The 17,970-nt window shown below is 42.2% G+C and carries 14 protein-coding genes; 13 read left to right on the forward strand and 1 reads right to left on the reverse strand.

Annotated elements, in window-relative coordinates; genetic code table 11:
- Positions 1 to 61: 61 nt before the first annotated feature.
- The 7 genes from DESGI_RS03070 to DESGI_RS03105 all read left to right on the forward strand — a co-directional run bounded on the left by DESGI_RS03070 (position 62) and on the right by DESGI_RS03105 (position 8,016).
- Entirely contained in the window at positions 62 to 250 is a 189-nt protein-coding gene (locus tag DESGI_RS03070; protein ID WP_006524673.1) for a benzylsuccinate synthase gamma subunit family protein, read from the forward strand.
- A 116-nt stretch (positions 251 to 366) separates the two neighbouring features.
- Entirely contained in the window at positions 367 to 2,799 is a 2,433-nt protein-coding gene (locus DESGI_RS03075) for a benzylsuccinate synthase subunit alpha (RefSeq protein WP_006524672.1), read from the forward strand.
- Positions 2,800 to 3,123: 324 nt separating this feature from the next.
- A complete protein-coding gene (locus DESGI_RS03085; RefSeq protein WP_006524670.1) occupies positions 3,124 to 3,321 on the forward strand; it encodes a benzylsuccinate synthase beta subunit family protein in 198 nt (65 codons plus the stop codon).
- A gap of 156 nt (positions 3,322 to 3,477) precedes the next feature.
- Positions 3,478 to 4,416 (forward strand): glycyl-radical enzyme activating protein, encoded by a 939-nt coding sequence (locus DESGI_RS03090; protein ID WP_006524669.1) that lies wholly within the window; start codon positions 3,478 to 3,480, stop codon positions 4,414 to 4,416.
- Positions 4,417 to 4,482: 66 nt separating this feature from the next.
- The gene (locus DESGI_RS03095) at positions 4,483 to 5,337 is read left to right on the forward strand and encodes an AAA family ATPase (RefSeq protein WP_006524668.1); all 855 of its coding nucleotides are present in this window, start codon (positions 4,483 to 4,485) and stop codon (positions 5,335 to 5,337) included.
- Between the two features lie 61 nt (positions 5,338 to 5,398).
- A complete protein-coding gene (locus DESGI_RS03100) occupies positions 5,399 to 7,111 on the forward strand; it encodes a vWA domain-containing protein (RefSeq protein WP_006524667.1) in 1,713 nt (570 codons plus the stop codon).
- Between the two features lie 284 nt (positions 7,112 to 7,395).
- Positions 7,396 to 8,016: a DUF4125 family protein gene (locus DESGI_RS03105; protein WP_006524666.1), complete on the forward strand. Its 621-nt coding sequence runs from the start codon at positions 7,396 to 7,398 to the stop codon at positions 8,014 to 8,016.
- A 365-nt stretch (positions 8,017 to 8,381) separates the two neighbouring features.
- Here DESGI_RS03105 and DESGI_RS22865 read toward each other — a convergent pair whose 3' ends face one another.
- Positions 8,382 to 10,349: a sigma 54-interacting transcriptional regulator gene (locus DESGI_RS22865; RefSeq protein WP_006524665.1), complete on the reverse strand. Its 1,968-nt coding sequence runs from the start codon at positions 10,347 to 10,349 to the stop codon at positions 8,382 to 8,384.
- 623 nt (positions 10,350 to 10,972) lie between these two features.
- Between DESGI_RS22865 and DESGI_RS03115 the strand changes: the two genes are divergently transcribed.
- From DESGI_RS03115 to DESGI_RS03140, 6 genes are all read left to right on the forward strand, one after another.
- Positions 10,973 to 11,161 (forward strand): benzylsuccinate synthase gamma subunit family protein, encoded by a 189-nt coding sequence (locus DESGI_RS03115; RefSeq protein ID WP_006524664.1) that lies wholly within the window; start codon positions 10,973 to 10,975, stop codon positions 11,159 to 11,161.
- Between the two features lie 33 nt (positions 11,162 to 11,194).
- Positions 11,195 to 13,795 (forward strand): glycyl radical protein, encoded by a 2,601-nt coding sequence (locus tag DESGI_RS03120; protein ID WP_006524663.1) that lies wholly within the window; start codon positions 11,195 to 11,197, stop codon positions 13,793 to 13,795.
- Between the two features lie 74 nt (positions 13,796 to 13,869).
- Entirely contained in the window at positions 13,870 to 14,109 is a 240-nt protein-coding gene (locus DESGI_RS03125) for a benzylsuccinate synthase subunit beta (RefSeq protein WP_006524662.1), read from the forward strand.
- Positions 14,110 to 14,192: 83 nt separating this feature from the next.
- Positions 14,193 to 15,047 carry an AAA family ATPase gene (locus tag DESGI_RS03130; protein ID WP_006524661.1) on the forward strand — a complete coding sequence of 285 codons (855 nt, stop codon included), beginning with the start codon at positions 14,193 to 14,195 and terminating at the stop codon, positions 15,045 to 15,047.
- Positions 15,048 to 15,110: 63 nt separating this feature from the next.
- Positions 15,111 to 16,820 (forward strand): vWA domain-containing protein, encoded by a 1,710-nt coding sequence (locus tag DESGI_RS03135; protein ID WP_006524660.1) that lies wholly within the window; start codon positions 15,111 to 15,113, stop codon positions 16,818 to 16,820.
- A 38-nt stretch (positions 16,821 to 16,858) separates the two neighbouring features.
- Positions 16,859 to 17,854 (forward strand): glycyl-radical enzyme activating protein, encoded by a 996-nt coding sequence (locus tag DESGI_RS03140; RefSeq protein WP_006524659.1) that lies wholly within the window; start codon positions 16,859 to 16,861, stop codon positions 17,852 to 17,854.
- Positions 17,855 to 17,970: the final 116 nt, after the last annotated feature.

Below are 17,970 nucleotides of genomic sequence, written 5' to 3' on the forward strand. Positions count from 1 at the left end.
ACGAGTTTCAGCAAGTATTTCCGTTGAAACGGAATTTATAAAAAAAGGAAAGGGTGGTATTGTGGCTACTTGTGCAGAGTGCAAATCATTTTTTGCAATCCCTGAAAACGCGGATGATTTTAAACCGGGGAAAGGTGATTGCGTGCGTGAGGAAAAGGACCAAAAGGGTAAGTACTGGTTGTCAAAGCCCGTCATGGGCAACGTGGCAGCGGATAACTGCAAATACTTTATGAAAAAGCTGACCAATTAACGGCAAATCTATTAACAGGCAAATCAACTAAGGGGCAAATCAATTAGCGGTTAAACCAATTAGAATTCCATTGCTGGCGAATAAGAACCAATAAAAATAAGGGGGTTAATTATTAAATGCCGATTACGGAAAGAACCAAAAGGCTTAAGGCCAGGTGCCGCTGGAAGCATACCTCTGCAGGTGAATTTGTAGATGAAAGCATCAGGACCGGACTTGAACGGGCCAGATTAATCACCGAGTCTCACAAACAAACCACAGGCGAGCCAAGGGTTATCAGAAGAGCAAAAGGGTTCGCCAACATCCTAAACAATATCACTGTAATCATCCAGGAAGATGAGCTGATCGTTGGGGATCACGTGGAGCACCCGGAGGCTATCCCCCTGTATCCTGAATTAAGTTATTTTGTTACCCTTGACTTGGTTAGGAGCAAATACTGCCCGGAAGAACTAAAAGAAGAAGCCATGGAAATTGCAAAATACTGGGAACCCTACACTATGCAGCGTAAAGGTGAAGCCTATTATACGCCGGATGAGCTGGAGCGGGCTTATCAATTCAGTACGGTTGAAGCCCCTGCTTTTGTAACAGGGTTCAACAGTATTGTGCCGCCATACGAAACCGTCCAGGAAGACGGCCTGCTTAAAAGAATTGAAATAATCCAGGGCAAAATAGATGAGGCGATGGCGCAATTAAAGAAAACCCCCTGGAACGCCACGGAAAACCTGCCATTAATGGACAAAATCAATAACTGGCGGGCCATGATTATTGCCGATGAGGCTGTGATTGCCTGGGCCAGAAGGCATGCCAGGCTGGCCAGGATAATTGCGGAAAACTTTGAAACCGACCCGGTCAGGAAAAAAGAACTTATGGAAATCTCGGATATCTGCCACAGGATACCCGCGGAACCCGCAAAAGGCTTAAGGGACGCCGTGCAGTGCAAGTGGTTTGTATTCCTAATTGCCCACGGTCTGGAGCGTTACGCCAGCGGTTATGCGCAGCAGGAAGATAAGCTGCTTTATCCCTATTACAAGATTAGTGTCATAGATAAGTCATTCCAGCCTATGACCCGGGATGAAGCCCAGGAGCTTGTAGAATGTGAAAGACTTAAAATCTCTGAACACGGCAGTTGTAAAGACAGGGGACACCGGGAAGCTTTTCCGGGATCGAATGACCTGTTCATCCTTACCATAGGCGGCATTAAGCCGGATGGAAGCGATGCCTGCAATGATATGACGGATATCATACTTGACGCGGCACTGAGCGTTAGGACCACCGAACCTTCAATCGCCTTCCGGTGGCACCCCAAGGGAAGATTGGAGACCAAAAAGCGTGTGTTTGATTGCATCGCGGCCGGACTTGGCTATCCCTCAATTAAGCATGAAGATATTAACTACTCCCAGTTGATCAAGTGGGGCGCCACCCCTGAGCAAGCCCGGGATTGGCTCCTGGTGCTGTGTATGTCGCCCGGTGTGGCCGGTAGAAGGGCGACCCAGAAATGCAGGACAGAGGGCGGCGGCTGCGTATTTGTCGCCAAGTGTTTTGAAATCGCACTGTATAACGGTTATGATGCTACGTTTGCCAACATCCAGCAAGGTCCGGAAACAGGCAATGCCGAGGAATTCGAAACTTTTGATCAGCTTTTTGAGGCGTTCCGCAAACAAATTCAATATGCCATCAGCCTGGCGATCAAGGGCAAAGATATATCCAGAATGATAGAGCAGCACTACCTGCAAATACCGTTTATATCCAGCATTGACGACGGCTGTGTGGAAGCTGGCCAGGACGCATCGGGATACGTCGAGCTGCCCAACCCCTGGCACAATATCATATTGAATACAGTTGCCTCCGACTCCCTGGTAGCCATGAAGAAGTTAATATTTGACGAAAAGAAATATACCATGCAGGAACTGATCACGGCCTTAAAAGCAAACTGGCAGGGATACGAAGAAATGCGGCGTGATTTCTGGAATGTAACCAAGTGGGGCAATGACGATCCCTACGCGGATGAGATTACCGTCAAGTTCTATGACATGCTGGCTGAAGAATTCTCCAAAGTTATCATGTATTCCGGCGTTGCCCCGATGCCTCTGGGCCAATCCGTGGGCCATTATGTCACTGTCGGGTCGAAAGTAGGGCCCACTCCCAATGGCCGGCTGCACGGTGAGGCAGCGGACGACGGCGGTATCTCACCCTACATGGGTGCGGATAAGAAAGGCCCCACCGCTGTGCTTAAGTCTGTCTCCAAAGTTAATGCCAGAAAATTCAAGGGTATGCTGCTGAACCAGCGTCTGTCTGCAGAGCAAATGAGAAGTGAAAGAGGATTCGACCTCTGGATGGATTACATGGATACCTGGTACGACCTGGAAATAGACCATGTCCAGTTTAACGTTGCCAGTACCAAGGAACTACGGGCTGCTCAAGAAGAACCCGAAAAATATCCCGACCTGATTGTCAGGGTTGCCGGATTTAGCGCCCGTTTCGTTGATCTATCCAGGTACGCTCAAGATACCATTATCGCTCGAACCGAGCAATCATTTGGCGTTGCCCAATAAAGGTTTAAATCCGGGGTTTGGCGTGGTGCTGCCAAGCTAAACCCCGGTCTCAGTCGCTCTTCCATATAGTTCGATAATAGGAGGAGTCTACATTGAAGTGCACTAAATGTGGGTACGAAGATGATATGGTAAAGTTTAAGCGTGCAAGTATGTCCCTTGGTTGTTGTTCGGGGCAGCACTTGAGAACTTGTCCCAAGTGCGGGACCAATAATGCATGCAACCCTCTCATGGAAGAATTGTGGGAGGAACAGCAAAAACAAAAAGCTGATAACGAGAGTTAGTAATAAAAGCATGGCAAAATAACTTAACATAGGAGGAAAAATTATGCCAAAATGTGCAGACTGCAAATGGGTTATGGTCCATACAGTGGACCCCATGAAAGGTATATGCACCAACAAAAGGATTAAACTTGCCGAAACCCAGGCAAATCAGATGGCCATAGCCAAACACGTGGTAAACATGGATGATGAAGCTTGCGATAAATTTGAAGCAGGGAAAATGACCTTTAGAGAAATGGTTTAAGCTGGTCCCATGCTGTTTGTTTACAGGCATTAGTTAAAATGTAATTGTTTGCTTTAAATATAATCCTTTGAAATTGATGCTCAATTAACTTTTTAAATAAATGGGGGTTATCCCCCTTTTTTTTAATTAACAATAAATGGGGTGGGGTGAAAAGTTATGGATCCTCAAATAAAAATACCTTTAATAACTAATATACAACGGTATTCCCTGGATGACGGTCCCGGCATTAGAACGGTGATTTTTATGAAAGGATGTCCTTTGCACTGTCCATGGTGCCATAACCCTGAGAACATATCGCCGAAAATGGGATTGTACTTTCATGAGGATAAATGTGAGCGGTGTGAAAGATGCGCTGCGGTTTGCCCGGAAAAGGCAATTACATTGCCCGGGGCCGATGGAAGCCCGCCCATAAGGGACCGGGATAAATGTACACAGTGTATGCAATGTGCTTTAGCATGTCCCGCCGGTGCATTGGAACAAGTTGGCGAGGTTTTGACCATCGAAGAAATAATCAGAGAAGCTATCAGTGATATGCCTTTTTACAGGAAATCAGGTGGAGGGGTAACCATAAGCGGGGGAGAGCCGCTGTTATTTCCGGAATTCACTTTGGAACTGGCACAGGAACTGAAAAAGAAAGTAATCCATGTGGCCGTGGAAACCAGCGGATTTGGAAGTTGGGAACATTTAAGCCAGATAGCGACCTATGCGGATATGTTTTTATATGACATAAAACACATGAATTCGCTAAAGCACCAGGCCTTTGTGGGCGTTCCCAATAATATTATTCATGATAATCTACGGAAGCTGGTTAAGCTGGGTAAAAAAGTGATTGTCCGCGTTCCGGTGATTCCCGGCTTTAATAATGAAAAGCATAATTTTGAAATGATGGCTGAATTCCTAAGGACCCTGGACGGTCCTGTGCAGGCAGTTGATTTGCTCCCCTTTCATAACTTTGGAGAGGCAAAATATAAACAATTAGATAAAGACTACAATTATAAAGGCCGGCCCAATATGGAAAAGGAAGAGGTAGTGCAATTTTCTGAGATATTGCAAAATGTTATTCGGACTACCATCGGAGGAGTAACCATTCAGTGACGCACTCAGCAAAAAACAGGGTGTAGAGTTATTGCTAATTAATTGGCCAAAAGGAGTGCATACTTAATGAACATCAATGATAACATTTTAATTCCCGAGCAAGATCCGTTTTTCTATGTTAGCAGGGAAACCCGGGATATGTTGAATAAAATAAAAATAATCTCCGATAAACACCCTGTTAATGTGTTGGTTACGGGAAAGCAAGGTTGCGGCAAGTCTTCTCTGGTTCGCCAGTTCGCCGCGGTTTATAACCGCCCCCTGGCTAGTTTTCAAATCGGTATTTTAGCCGAACCGGGTCAGCTGTTCGGTGAATATGTACTTAAAGAGGGTGAAACAAGCTATCGCCCTTATTTATTTGCCGAAGCCATTCAGACTCCCTATTGTGTAATTCACCTTGAAGAAATCAATAGGCCCGAACACCCCAAAGCATTGAATATGCTGTTTTCATTGCTTGCTGAAGACAGGCAGGTTTGGATGGACGAATTGGGGATGCTGAAAGTTGCCCGGGGGGTTACCTTCTTTGCCACCATGAACGAAGGTGAAGAATTCATTGGTACCGAAATGCTGGACCCCGCCCTAAGGGACCGCTTCTATACCGTTTTAATGGATTATATACCGGAAGAAGTGGAAGTTGAGGTTTTGACCAAAAAAACAGGTATCAGCAGGGAACAATCCCGTGAAATTATAGAGATAGTGAATAAACTGAGGGGACATTCAGAAATGCCCATGGATGTTTCAACCAGAACCAGCTTGATGATTGCAGAACTGGTGGCTGCCGGGGCCACGATAAGGGAAGCCATCATCTTCAGCATGCAAACAAACAAGGAGTACCTGGAATCCATTCTGCTAACCCTACACCTTGAGAAAAGATACACCGAAGCTGAAAACACCGGTGCATACGTACTTTTTACCAGCGATTGACGGCCGGTTATTGGAAATGCAGGTAAATGTGGCGCGTGGGTATGTGAAAGGAGTGCAAACAATGCTGGCCGGCCAAAACGATCAACCGGAAAATGTGATCAAGACTTTTTTAATACCAGGTGAAGAGGGGTATTCCGAGTTCTGGAGACGGAATAAATCCCCTGTGGAATCTTTGGAACTGGCCCACCTTTTAGATGCCATCATTAAAATAGCCAGCTTTATAGGCCGAAATGTGGGTAATCTGATCTGGTCGGGAATGAATAATACTATTGCATCAAATGATATTGTTCTGGATTCCTCGTTGGTATTGGGAAAGTACCCCGTCCCCGGGAATAAAACCGACATAGTCGTTGGCATGGCAGTCCATGAGGCCTACCAGCGGGTGGAGTGGTGTGAATGGGTAAGAACCCTGGCTTTGGAGAAAATGGGAAAAGTAGCGCCGCTTCTTTTAAATAAATTTAAACTATTTGTGGAAATGGCTGAGCGAATATACGTGGATTTGGTGGCCAACCGGTCGGTTTTGGGCTTATATGCGGAAAAACACCGTGATTATAGATTCAAAGACGCAGCCATGTCCTTTGATCTACCTCCTTCATTTGATGAATTGCTGTATTTCTGGTGGCTGATGGCTGCCAATAACAGCGGCTGTAAATATAAAGAAAATTTTACCGATGAAATGTATGGGCGTTACAGCGATAACCTGGCACAGTACTATGCAAAACCGCTGTGTCTGCTGAATTCAATTATCCCTTTTTTAATTGAAGAATGCCCTAAAATACACAGTGTTGTTGACCGCTGCGCCTACAGAACCGATCTTTACTTCAGCATTTGGGAAGAGCTGTATAATTACACCCGGACCTGGGTGGCCAGCGAGTGGGACCTGCTCTTTGTGATCAAAAAATCGGATATCATTGAAGCGGCCGGTGTCGCTGAAAAGTCGGAAAAACCAATGCTAGCCCCCATGGGGCAAGAAATAAGAGCTCATTTAAAAAAGAAAGAAATGGATTATACAGATGCCGTCAAGGTAATCTGTGATGATGATGGGGTAGTACCCATAGCAGTTAACGATATCGTTCTGCCGCTTAAGTGCAATCTTGATAACCAGCTCCTATATAGATTGCAGGCTGTTTTAAGATCGCATACTGAAAAAAGAAAAATCACCAGCCGCGGTATGAAAAGCGGCAAGATTGATACAAGGCGTTTATACAGGGCACCCGTGAAGGGAAATATATTTATGCATCATAAGACCAATTACGAAATGACCAATGACATTATCCTTGTCGTTGACGCTTCGGGCTCAATGGGTGAACTAAAGTGGGAAACTATCCAAATGGTTTATGCCACGCTGTATAAAGTTTTAATTAGCTACAATAAAAATACCAGGGTATTTGCCTATAACGATTCCAAAGGAAAATGCGAATTAACCGATCTCTCCCCCCAAAAAGGCGAACTGTATACCGTTCGCCCCCAGGGTAAGACGGCTTCAGGCGAGGCGATTATCGCCACGGCAATGATGCTCAAAAGAAACAAAAACAAATACCCATATATTATCCACATCACAGACGGTGCCTCCAACTGGGGAAGTGATGTGAAATATGCCATCGATTATTGCCGCAAGAAAAAAATAAGCTTGATGACGTTGGGTTTTGGATGCAAGCCGGAAAGCAAAGAGGCATTGAAGAAGGAATACGGCAACCAGGTACAGTTTATTGACAACCTGAATGAAATGCCCAGAAAATTCGGCAGCCTACTGGCTTACGGTAAAGTCATTTAATAGACTGTACGTTGGTGCCGGTAAACTGGTGCCGGGTGTTGAAAGGTTGAAAGTTGTCTTTGCTGGTGCCGGGTGTTAAAGTTAAAAGTTAAAAGTTGGGCCCGCTAGTGCCGGTTGTTGAAGTTAAAAGTTAAAAGTTGGGCCCGCTAGTGCCGGTTGTTGAAGTTTGAAAGTTGAGAACGATCCCAGGAGAAATGGAGAAAGTAATTCGGGTGATGGCAAAATATTTTTCACAATAGCAGTAAGCTATTATCACAATAATAGGGGTAAATGGGAGAGATAAAATGGAAGAATTAATCAAGAAAATTATTAATCTTGAGTGGAATGCTTTTACAAATGTACAGAATATCGGAGGAAAAGCCAGCTGCCAGGAAGATGCACAAACTTTTAAAACCATGCGCACAGGCCAGTTTATTAGCTGGTCGAATAACGCCCTGGAAAGCTATTTAATCGACCTTCTACAAGCCAAGGCCAATGGAAGGGATCTAATATCAGAAAAATATGCCCGGATGATGAAATCAACCTCACCGGACGATTATGCCCGGATAGAACACTTGCTGCCGGGTTTGGACCCGGAGGTCACCCAGTTGATGGATAAAATCATGGAAATTGAACTGGCCTGGCAGGAAGAGGTTATCAAAGCATACCCTTATGTCACCAAACAAGGAAGGCCACTCTATAGCCGGGAGGATAACAAATTTTTCACATCCTTTGAAACATATTTGCGCAGTGAACTGGCTACTTATTCAAGCAAAACTCTTAAATTGTATTATGAAAACCGGGTTGATCAAAAGAACAAAGATATTAACGGCGCCAAAATAACCCTGGAGTATACGGTCAAGCAGTATGGCTATAAATCCTTGGAAGATGCGAATAAAAAAATAGCCCTGGTAAGTAGGCAGTAGCAAGTGAGGGGCGGTTAAGCAGGAAAATCAATTATGCAGGATAATAATTAAGCAGGTTCGGTTTAAGCAAGTTAAAGTTAAAGCAGGTGTACCAATGCACCTGCTTTAACTTTAACCGGACTTTTTTATAAAGGAATGGGATACCAGGTAATGCTTTATTGTGAAAACCGTAATAATTAAAATTACTAAAATATAAACGGTGCTAAAATAACCCTGGAGTATAAGGTTAATCAATTGGTTATCAATCGATGACAGAGGCAAATGTAATAACAGGTTTATCAAGATCCGTAATTGAAGATAGCTTTGCTATATAAAACAAAAAACTATCAATTAGATATTAGGGGCGTATTTATCAAACCGAATGATTAAAATTTTTCCGGTAAAGCTTTTTTCATTTTCCTCCATAACGTGGCTTGGCTTATGTTTAACATTTGGGCCATTTTTTTCCTGTTCCAATTAACTTTTTCTCCTACCTTAAGCAAAAGATCACGTTCCGAAGCAAACCTAGCCTCAGATAAAGTTTGTTTATTGATATGAACAGTGTCAAGGGGCTCTGATTTTGCATGGCTGAGTGTAAGTCCGCATCTTATTTCCTCAAAGAGTTCTTCCAATGGGAAAGGGGAGGGTTGATGATAAGTTGTAAGGGCAACATATCTTTCAGCAAAGTTTTCCAATTCGCGAACATTTCCGGGCCAGGGATAATTAGCTAATAATGATAAATCTTTAAGAGTATTGATATTAGTATGTGATTTTATCGCAAACTTTTTTACAAAGTAATTAAATAATAAGGGTATATCTTCCGGGCGTTCCCGCAGTGGAGGGATACGCAAAAGAAGGACATTTAAGCGAAAATATAAATCCTGACGAAATACCCCTTCTTGTATAGCCGTCTCAAGGTTGTTGTTGGTCGCGGCGATAATTCGGACATTAATAGGTATTATTCTTGTTCCTCCCAATCTTGAGATTTCCTTCTCCTGAATAACCCGTAATAATTTTGCTTGCAATTCAAGGGGCATGGTACCTATTTCGTCAAGAAAAAGTGTCCCTTCATGCGCTAGTTCAAAAATCCCTTGTTTGCCAGCCTTTTTGGCGCCTGTAAAAGCGCCTTCTTCATAACCAAAAAGTTCACTTTCAGCTAGCTCTTTAGGTAAGGCAGAACAGTTAACAGAAACAAATGGACCCTTAGCTCGTGAGCTTAGTTTATGGATACTATGGGCAAATATTTCTTTTCCCGTACCTGTTTCGCCATAAAGAAGAACTGTTGAATCGGTATTAGCAAAGGCGGACGCTTTTTCTTTAGCCAGTCTTATGGTTTTGCTGCTACCAATAATATCATTAAGGGAAAACTTGGCAACCAAACCCTTGTTAGACAATTGCTTACGTATTTTATATTCGATTGATTGTAACTGTGAAGTTTCTGTAAAGGTGATAATAGTTTTGTTTTGGGGATCTTTTAAGGAAGAACGAACTATATTGGCTACGATGCTTCCTTCTTTGCGTGGAAGCAATAGCCCAAGATGGGGGGTATTTATTTGATCATCAACTGCCGTTTGTAAAGAAGCAACACCATCAGGAGAAATAATGTCATGTAATACATTAAATAAATCTTTGTTCAACAGATTAGCCTTATCAGCTTTAAAAATCTGACAAGCACAGTTGTTAATATAGGTAATATTGTGGTCTTTATCAAGGAAAATAAACCCTTCGTGCAATAAATCCAGTAATAATTGGAATTCTCTAATGTACTCTTTTTCCTTTTGAATAGCTCTGAACACATCAAGTGCCTTCCAAATGGACCGAATAATTGTATCCTTTTTCATTTGTATTATTTCGTAGGAAAGCGATAAGTCCGAAGCATGGCTGGCAATCAATACGCCACCTACAACAACATCGGGATTAAACCTTTTGACTTCATGAATGGTATCGAGCGCATCTTGTCTGGAATGATAATAAAATTTAGCAACCTCAATACCAAGAACACGCGGCCAATCGCTTAGTTCATATTCCTGTGTATGGTGAGTAACTAGGGCAATTCTTCGACCTTTATTACGAGCGGTTTTTAAAGCATCTAAAACGTTGGAAAAGGTAACGGAGCGAGCTATAACAGGTATATTAAGGTGTTCAGATAAAAGTTCTACTGTATCAACGCGACTAATAAGAATATCACACTTTTTTTCGAGCTTTTTTGCGGCGGCCAATATTTCTTTTTCATCCAGTGGGTCAGGTTGAGCAATCTCCATGCTCCCTATATCGTTCTTAAAATCTTGATAAGCTTCTGAACAAATATCGATTAAATGAGAATGGAAAATAATATGACCAATTCTTGGAATCATTCAGGTAGCCTCCTCAGATATCTCAAAACTTATGGCAGTAGTTTCAATATATTTTATCGACGGTGGCTCTATAGCACCGAAATATTCAGGCTGATAGAAAACATAAAATAAAACATTTATAGTTTCAATTATGAAAGAAGTGGTTTAGTAATGAATGCAAGTCTTTCATTATTAAAATATTTACCAAAAAGCAATAAACCCAACTTTTGTATAATAATTGCATGTTCCTAGGCGTTTTCTTTAAAATTTTTCATACTATTCAAAAGGTGGTATAATATTTGCAATATTCAGTAAAGTATAGTTTAATAAGTTGATATGCTGGCTGATAGATTTTATATATCCAATGTATTTGTTATTTCTAACAGTGATATTCTAATGTTTAAATTGTGACTTGTTCTATCTTTTGCTAAATATTGCTTCTATATCCCAGGTCGTTAATCCTGCTATTGGGGTTTGCACTACAACCATAGTATAAAGGGACAATCTATGTGTATAAAAGATTGAAAATTAAGATAATTTGGGGTATTTGTAAATATGCTTAATGATAACATAATAAGCTGTCAAATAATGCTAAATAATTTAATTAAAAAAACAAAAAAATAAACACGAAAGGAGGTGGTATTGTGGCTAATTGTGCAGAATGTAAGTCGTTCTTTCCAATTCCAGAAAGCGAGGATGATTTTGAACAGGGTAAAGGTGATTGTATACGTGAAGAAAAGGACCCAAAAGGCAAGTTTTGGTTGTCTAAACCGGTAATGAGTGATATGCCAGCAGATAATTGCAAATATTTCACTAAAAAACTTGCTAATTAACCTTTTAATTTATATAAGGAGGGTTATTTGTTTATGGCAAATAGGCATCATCCAATTGAGTTTAATGGCAAAATTATCGATTTTCCTTATGAAAACCCGGCAGAGGAAAATATACCGGAAGAAGAACTTCACCAGAATCTGGCGCGCCCGATTACTGAAAGAACAAAAAGACTTAAATCCAGGTGCCGTTGGAAGCATGCAACAGCTGGAGAATTTGTGGATGAAGGCGTAAGAGCGGGAATAGAGCGGATGCGTTTAATTACCGAGGCACATAAACAATCCGAGGGGAAGCCGCAGGTAATCAGAAGGGCTTTAGGCCTGGCAAATATTCTAAACAAGTGTACCGTAATCTTGCAGGAAGACGAACTTATCATTGGATATCATGCGGAACACCCCAGCTATGTTCCACTGTATCCAGAGCTGGCTTACATGGCTGTGCAGGACTACATTCAAAGCCCGAAGTATGCCCCGTTGCCCGTGGAAGAGGCTATGGAAATAAATGAGTACTGGAAAAAATATTCCTTGCAGTCTCAGTGTGAAGCTTATTTTACAGAGGAAGAATTGTTTCAGATGTACCAGGTAAGCACAATAGAAGCGCCTGAATTTGCCACAGGATATAACAGTATTATACCCCCGTATGAAACAGTGTTGGAGGATGGCGTGCTGAAAAGGATTGAGTTGGCCGAACAGCACATCAAGGAAGCAATGGAAAAAATGGCCGAGCCGTATTGGAATGCCCCGGAAAGATTGCAGTGGATATCAAAAATTGATGAATGGAAAGCAATGATCATTGCCGGCAAGGCTGTTATTGCCTGGGCCAGGCGCCATGCCCGGCTGTGCAAGATCGTCGCGGAACATTTTGAAACTAATCCCAAGAGAAAAGATGAATTATTAATGATCGCCGATATTTGCCAGAGAGTGCCGGCTGAGCCTTCTACAGGCCTCAGGGATGCAATGCAGTCCAAATGGTTTACTTATCTTATTTGTCATGCCATTGATCGGTATGCTAGTGGGTACGCCCAAAAGGAAGACAAATTGTGCTGGCCGTATTACAAAGCCAGTGTAATTGAAAAAACGTTCCAGCCAATGACTCATGAGGACGCGGTTGAACTCTTTGAGTGCGAGCGGTTAAAAATTTCTGAACATGGTGCCGGTAAATCAAGAGGATATCGGGAAATCTTTCCGGGATCCAATGACTTGTTTATTCTTACAATTGGCGGTCTGAACCGGGACGGCAGTGATGGTTGCAACGACTGTACCGATGCCATTCTTGAGGCGGCGAGAAATATCAGAACTACGGAGCCTTCTATCGTATTCAGGTGGCACCCTAAAGGTCGTGAAAAGACAAAACGCCGTGTTTTTGAATGCATAAGGGATGGATTGGGCTATCCCTCGATTAAGCATGACGGCGTTAATACAGCGCAAATGCTTTATTATGGTCAGTTCAGCATGAATAATAACGGTGCCACCCCGGAGGAAGCTCATGACTGGGTCAACGTCCTCTGCATGTCCCCCGGTCTTTGCGGCAGAAGAAAGAGCCAAAAGACCAGGACGGAGGGTGGGGGCGCCATCTTCCCGGCCAAAATTTTTGAAGTCACACTAAATGACGGGTTTGACTGGAGTTACGCAAATGCGCAGCTTGGACCGCACACGGGTGATCCCAGAAATTTTAAAACCTTTGAGGATCTATGGGAAGCATTCAGGATACAGTACAGGTATGCTTGTGACCTTGGTGTCAGATCGAAAGACGTGTCGCGGTATTTTGAGATCAGGCAACTTCAAATGCCCTTTGTTTCCATGCTTGACGATGGCTGTATGGAATTAGGTATGGATGCCATGGAATTGTCTGAGCAACCAAATGGTTGGAAGAATCCCATAACATCTGTTGTGGCGGGGAATTCACTGGTTGCCATTAAAAAGTTCATTTACGACGAAAAAAAATATGCAATGGATGAGTTGCTGACGGCACTACATTGCAATTGGGAAGGCTACGAAGAAATGAGGCGTGATTTTTTGAATGCGCCCAAGTGGGGAAATGACAATGAATATGCCGATGCGGTAATTAAGCGTTACTATGAAGACATTCTTGCCGGAGAAATGAGGAAAATAACAAATTATTCGGCCGGTCCTGTGATGCCGGTAGGACAGGCGGTGGGACTCTATATGGAAGTCGGTGCCCGGACCGGCCCGACACCTGATGGTAGATATGGCGGTGAGGCTGCCGACGACGGCGGTATCTCCCCGTACATGGGAACCGATAAAAAAGGCCCGACTGCAGTATTGAGGTCCGTTTCCAGAGTTGATTCCAGTTCGCAAAAAGCTAACTTGTTGAACCAGCGCCTGTCGGTTCCGATCATGAGGAGCAAACATGGCTTTAAAATCTGGAAGGCTTACATGAGTACTTGGTATGATTTGAATATTGACCATGTCCAGTTCAATGTAGTCAGCACGGCTGAAATGAGAGCCGCCCAAAAAGAACCGGAAAAACATCAGGATTTAATTGTACGTGTGGCTGGATTCAGTGCGCGTTTTGTGGATATTTCCAAGTATGGTCAGGAGACGATTATCGCAAGGACTGAACAGGATTTTGGGCCTGAAGACCTTGAGTTTTTGAATGTTGGCGAACTGGGTTAAGAAACAGCTTGTAGGGACTTCATGCTTTTGTGCAAGAATCTTATGACTATGCTTAAAAGGAGGAAGTGTTATATATGGCTGAAACATTAAAACTTACACATAGATCAGCCGACATCAGGCTTGAGCCGGGGACATCAAAACCTTGCTTAAAATGTAAATGGGGAATTGAGGATCCGACGGACCCCTCTAAAGGTCAATGCATTGGATCCCGTACCAAAATGGGCAGCATCTGGAAAAGGCTAATCAAAGATTATTATAATATGACCTGTGATAAATTTGAAGAAGGCGAAGTTTATTTCAGAGACCACGTATAAAAAAAAGAATGACAACGTGTACCTGTTTTAACAGAATGCACGTTGTCTTAAATTATTAATTGGTCCAAAGGAGTGCATACGTAATGACCATAAATAATAACATTTTGATTCCAGAGCAAGATCCGTTTTTCTATGTTAGTAGGGAAACCCGGGATATGTTAAACAAAATAAAAATAATTTCCGATAAACACCCTGTTAATGTACTGGTTACGGGAAAGCAGGGTTGCGGCAAATCTTCTCTGGTTCGTCAATTCGCCGCTGTTTATAACCGCCCCTTGGCCAGTTTCCAAATTGGCATTTTAGCCGAACCAGGTCAGCTGTTTGGTGAATATGTACTCAAAGAGGGTGAAACAAGCTATCGCCCTTATTTATTTCCCGAAGCTATACAGACTCCCTCTTGCGTAATACACCTTGAAGAAATCAACCGGCCCGAACATCCCAAGGCCTTAAATATGCTGTTTTCACTGCTCGCTGAAGATAGGCAGGTTTGGATGGATGAATTGGGGATGCTGAAAGTTGCTGATGGAGTAACCTTCTTTGCCACAATGAACGAAGGTGAGGAATTCATCGGTACTGAAATGCTGGACCCCGCCTTAAGGGATCGCTTCTACACTGTTTTAATGGACTATATACCTGAAGATGTTGAAGTTGAGGTCTTGGCACAAAAAACAGGTATCAGCAGGGAGCAATCCCGTGAAATTATAGAGATAGTAAACAAACTGAGAGGACATTCAGAACTACCTATGGATGTTTCAACCAGAACCAGTTTAATGATTGCGGAACTGGTTGCAGTCGGGGCTACGACTAGAGAAGCTATTATATTCAGTATGCAAACAAATAAGGAGTACTTGGAATCTATTCTTTTAACCCTACATCTTGAAAAAAAATATACTGAAGCTGAAAACACCAGTGCATACGTACTTTTTACCAGAGATTAACGGCGGGTTGTATGAAACACGAGATAAAAAATGATGCGTAAGTATGTGAAAGGAGTGCGGACAATGCCTGCCGGCAAAAATAAACAATCGGGTAATGTGATTAAGACCTTCTTAATACCGGGTGAAGAGGGGTATTCCGAGTTCTGGAGACGGAATAAATCCCCTGTGGAATTTCTGGAACTGGCTAACCTTTTAGGTGCTATTCTGAAAATATCTGGTTTTATGGGACGCAATGTGGGTAACATTATCTGGTCGGGAATGAAAACATCTTCGGAAGAAAATGATATTATTTTGGATCCTTCTCTTGTCTTGGGAAAGTACCCCATCCCCGGGAATAAAACCGATATAGTCGTTGGCATGGCAGTCCATGAAGCGTATAAACGCATGGAGTGGTATGAACGGATAAAAACCTTATCTTTACGAAAAATAGGAAAAGCGTCTGCAGTTAATATTAGAAAATATATGCTATATGTGGATATGGCTGAGCGGATTTATGTGGACCTGGTAGCTAACCGGTCCATTTTGGGCTTATACGCAGAGAAAAACCGGAATTATAGATTCGAAGAAGCAAGAAAAGCGTTTTATCAGCCACCTACATTTGATGAATTGCTTTATCTCTGGTGGCTCATTGATGCTGATATAAGGGGTTACAAATACAAGGAAGGTTTTACAAATGATATACAAGGTTACTTTGGCTATAATCTTGAACAATTATACCAAAAACCAATGCGCATGCTTAATTCAATAACTGTAGCTTTAATTGAAGAATGCCTGAAGATCCATAGTATTGTCGACCGCTGTGAGTTCAGGGCGAATCTTTATATCAGTAAGTGGAAGGAACTTTTAAATCATACCCAATTCTGGATTGCCAGTATTCAAGATTCAACCTACCTGCCAAAAACATCGGATGCCAGTGAAGCGGTCAGTGACGGAGAAAAACCACTTAAACCAATTACAGCCTTCATGGCGAAGGAAATCGAAGCTCAATTAAACAGAAAAAACATGGATTTAACAGAAGACATTAGAGTTTTATGCCAGGATGATGACGTAGTGCCGATAGAGATCAATGATATCGTCCTACCGCTTAAAGATAATTATGACAGACATCTTCTGTACAGATTGCAGGCTATAGTAAGGTCGCATACAGAAAAAAGAAATTCCATCAGCCGTGGCATGAAAAGTGGGAAGATTGATGCCAGGCGTTTATATAGAGCACCACTTACAGGAAACATATTTATGCATAAAAAAGTAGAATACGAAATGACCAATAATATTATTCTTGTCGTTGATGCTTCGGGATCTATGGGTGGTCCTAAATGGAAAGCTATACAGATTATTTTTTCCATGCTTTATAAAGCTTTAAGCAATTATAACAAAAACACCAGGGTATTTGCCTATAGCGAGGCTAAGGGAACGTGTAATTTAACTGAACTATCCAAAAAGAGAGGCGAATTATATACGGTTCTTCCCCAGGGCAAGACGGCTTCAGGCGAGGCGATTATTGCCACGGCAATGATGCTGAAAAGAAAGAATAAATACCCGTTCATTATTCACATTACAGACGGCGCCTCTAATTGGGGTAGTGATGTAAAGTATGCTATCAATCACTGCAAAAAAAATAAAATAAGTTTAATGACCTTGGGTTTTGGCTGTGAAAAAAACAATAAGGTGGCATTAAAGAAGGAGTATGGCAACCAGGTGCAGTTTATTGACAATCTGGAAGAGTTCCCGCGCAAATTTGGTGATTTATTAGCCCACAGTAAAATTATGTAATTATACGTGCATTAGTAATAGAAAGAAGGTGAAAAGTTATGTCAGTCCTAGAAAAGCATAATGACCTTTCATTAATCAATAAAATGCCTTTATTTACCAATATACAGCATTTTTCTCTCCAGGATGGTCCCGGTATCAGAACGACGGTATTTGTAAAAGGATGTCCACTGAGGTGCCCGTGGTGCCATAACCCTGAAACTCAAAGCCCCAAGGTTGAAATTAACTATTTTATTGATAAGTGTATTGGTTGTGCCAGGTGTGTAGAAATATGTCCAACCGGTGCTACACACGTTGAGTATCATAATGAAGATGCTTTTATTCGGTTTGATAGAAATAAATGCAGCGGGTGTGGTAGGTGTGTGGATGTTTGTCTTGAAGGAGCCAGGGAGCGCGTTGGGAACAATTTAACATTAGATGAAGTTGTTAGGGAGGCTACTGCGGATATTTTGTTTTTCATAAAATCTGGTGGCGGGGTGACTATCAGTGGCGGAGAGCCTCTTTTTTTCCCGGAATTTACAATTGAACTTGCAAAGAAGCTCAAGCAGGAATATATACATGTGGCTGTTGAAACCTCTGCGTTTTGCCAATGGCATTATTTTGATGAATTGAGGGAATTCGTTGACCTCTTTCTGGTTGACATTAAGACCATGGATCCCGGAAAATATCGGGATGTTATTAAATGTGACAGTGAAGTTGTATTTACCAATATTAAAAAACTAGTTGACTCTAGCTCAGCGGTAAGAATTAGACTGCCAATTGTACCCGGATTTAACAACACGAAAAAGGACTACGAGGCTTATGTAAAGTATCTCAGTACGTTTAAAACAAGAATTGATGTGGATATACTCCCCTTTCATAGCTATGGAGAAAATAAGTACCAATTATTGGGGAGATTAGATAGCTATAAGTACCGCGGTGTTAATTCAATGTCCAATAACGACGTTATTGATCTGGTAAAAATGCTGGCAAGTGCGGGATTGCAACCAGGACTTAATATAACAGTCGGTGGTGTGATTGGAGTTGGCGGATCTTAATTATGAAATATATAACATTTCAATACTGAATGCCAAAGCTTTCAATATTGAAATGTTTTTTGGTGCCAGGTGTTGAAAGGTTAAAAGTTGAAAATGAAGACGATCAGGGGTAATGG

Source organism: Desulfoscipio gibsoniae DSM 7213 (assembly GCF_000233715.2).
In the GTDB taxonomy this organism is placed as follows: domain Bacteria; phylum Bacillota; class Desulfotomaculia; order Desulfotomaculales; family Desulfallaceae; genus Sporotomaculum; species Sporotomaculum gibsoniae.

Bases quoted from the DNA above. Each gene is read 5' to 3' on its own strand.
- DESGI_RS03135 (WP_006524660.1), top strand. From the start codon at position 15,111: ATGCCTGCCGGCAAAAATAAACAATCGGGTAATGTGATTAAGACCTTC.
- DESGI_RS03105 (WP_006524666.1), top strand. From the start codon at position 7,396: ATGGAAGAATTAATCAAGAAAATTATTAATCTTGAGTGGAATGCTTTT.
- DESGI_RS03090 (WP_006524669.1), top strand. From the start codon at position 3,478: ATGGATCCTCAAATAAAAATACCTTTAATAACTAATATACAACGGTAT.
- DESGI_RS03095 (WP_006524668.1), top strand. From the start codon at position 4,483: ATGAACATCAATGATAACATTTTAATTCCCGAGCAAGATCCGTTTTTC.
- DESGI_RS22865 (WP_006524665.1), bottom strand. From the start codon at position 10,349: ATGATTCCAAGAATTGGTCATATTATTTTCCATTCTCATTTAATCGAT.
- DESGI_RS03125 (WP_006524662.1), top strand. From the start codon at position 13,870: ATGGCTGAAACATTAAAACTTACACATAGATCAGCCGACATCAGGCTT.
- DESGI_RS03130 (WP_006524661.1), top strand. From the start codon at position 14,193: ATGACCATAAATAATAACATTTTGATTCCAGAGCAAGATCCGTTTTTC.
- DESGI_RS03100 (WP_006524667.1), top strand. From the start codon at position 5,399: ATGCTGGCCGGCCAAAACGATCAACCGGAAAATGTGATCAAGACTTTT.
- DESGI_RS03075 (WP_006524672.1), top strand. From the start codon at position 367: ATGCCGATTACGGAAAGAACCAAAAGGCTTAAGGCCAGGTGCCGCTGG.
- DESGI_RS03120 (WP_006524663.1), top strand. From the start codon at position 11,195: ATGGCAAATAGGCATCATCCAATTGAGTTTAATGGCAAAATTATCGAT.
- DESGI_RS03140 (WP_006524659.1), top strand. From the start codon at position 16,859: ATGTCAGTCCTAGAAAAGCATAATGACCTTTCATTAATCAATAAAATG.
- DESGI_RS03085 (WP_006524670.1), top strand. From the start codon at position 3,124: ATGCCAAAATGTGCAGACTGCAAATGGGTTATGGTCCATACAGTGGAC.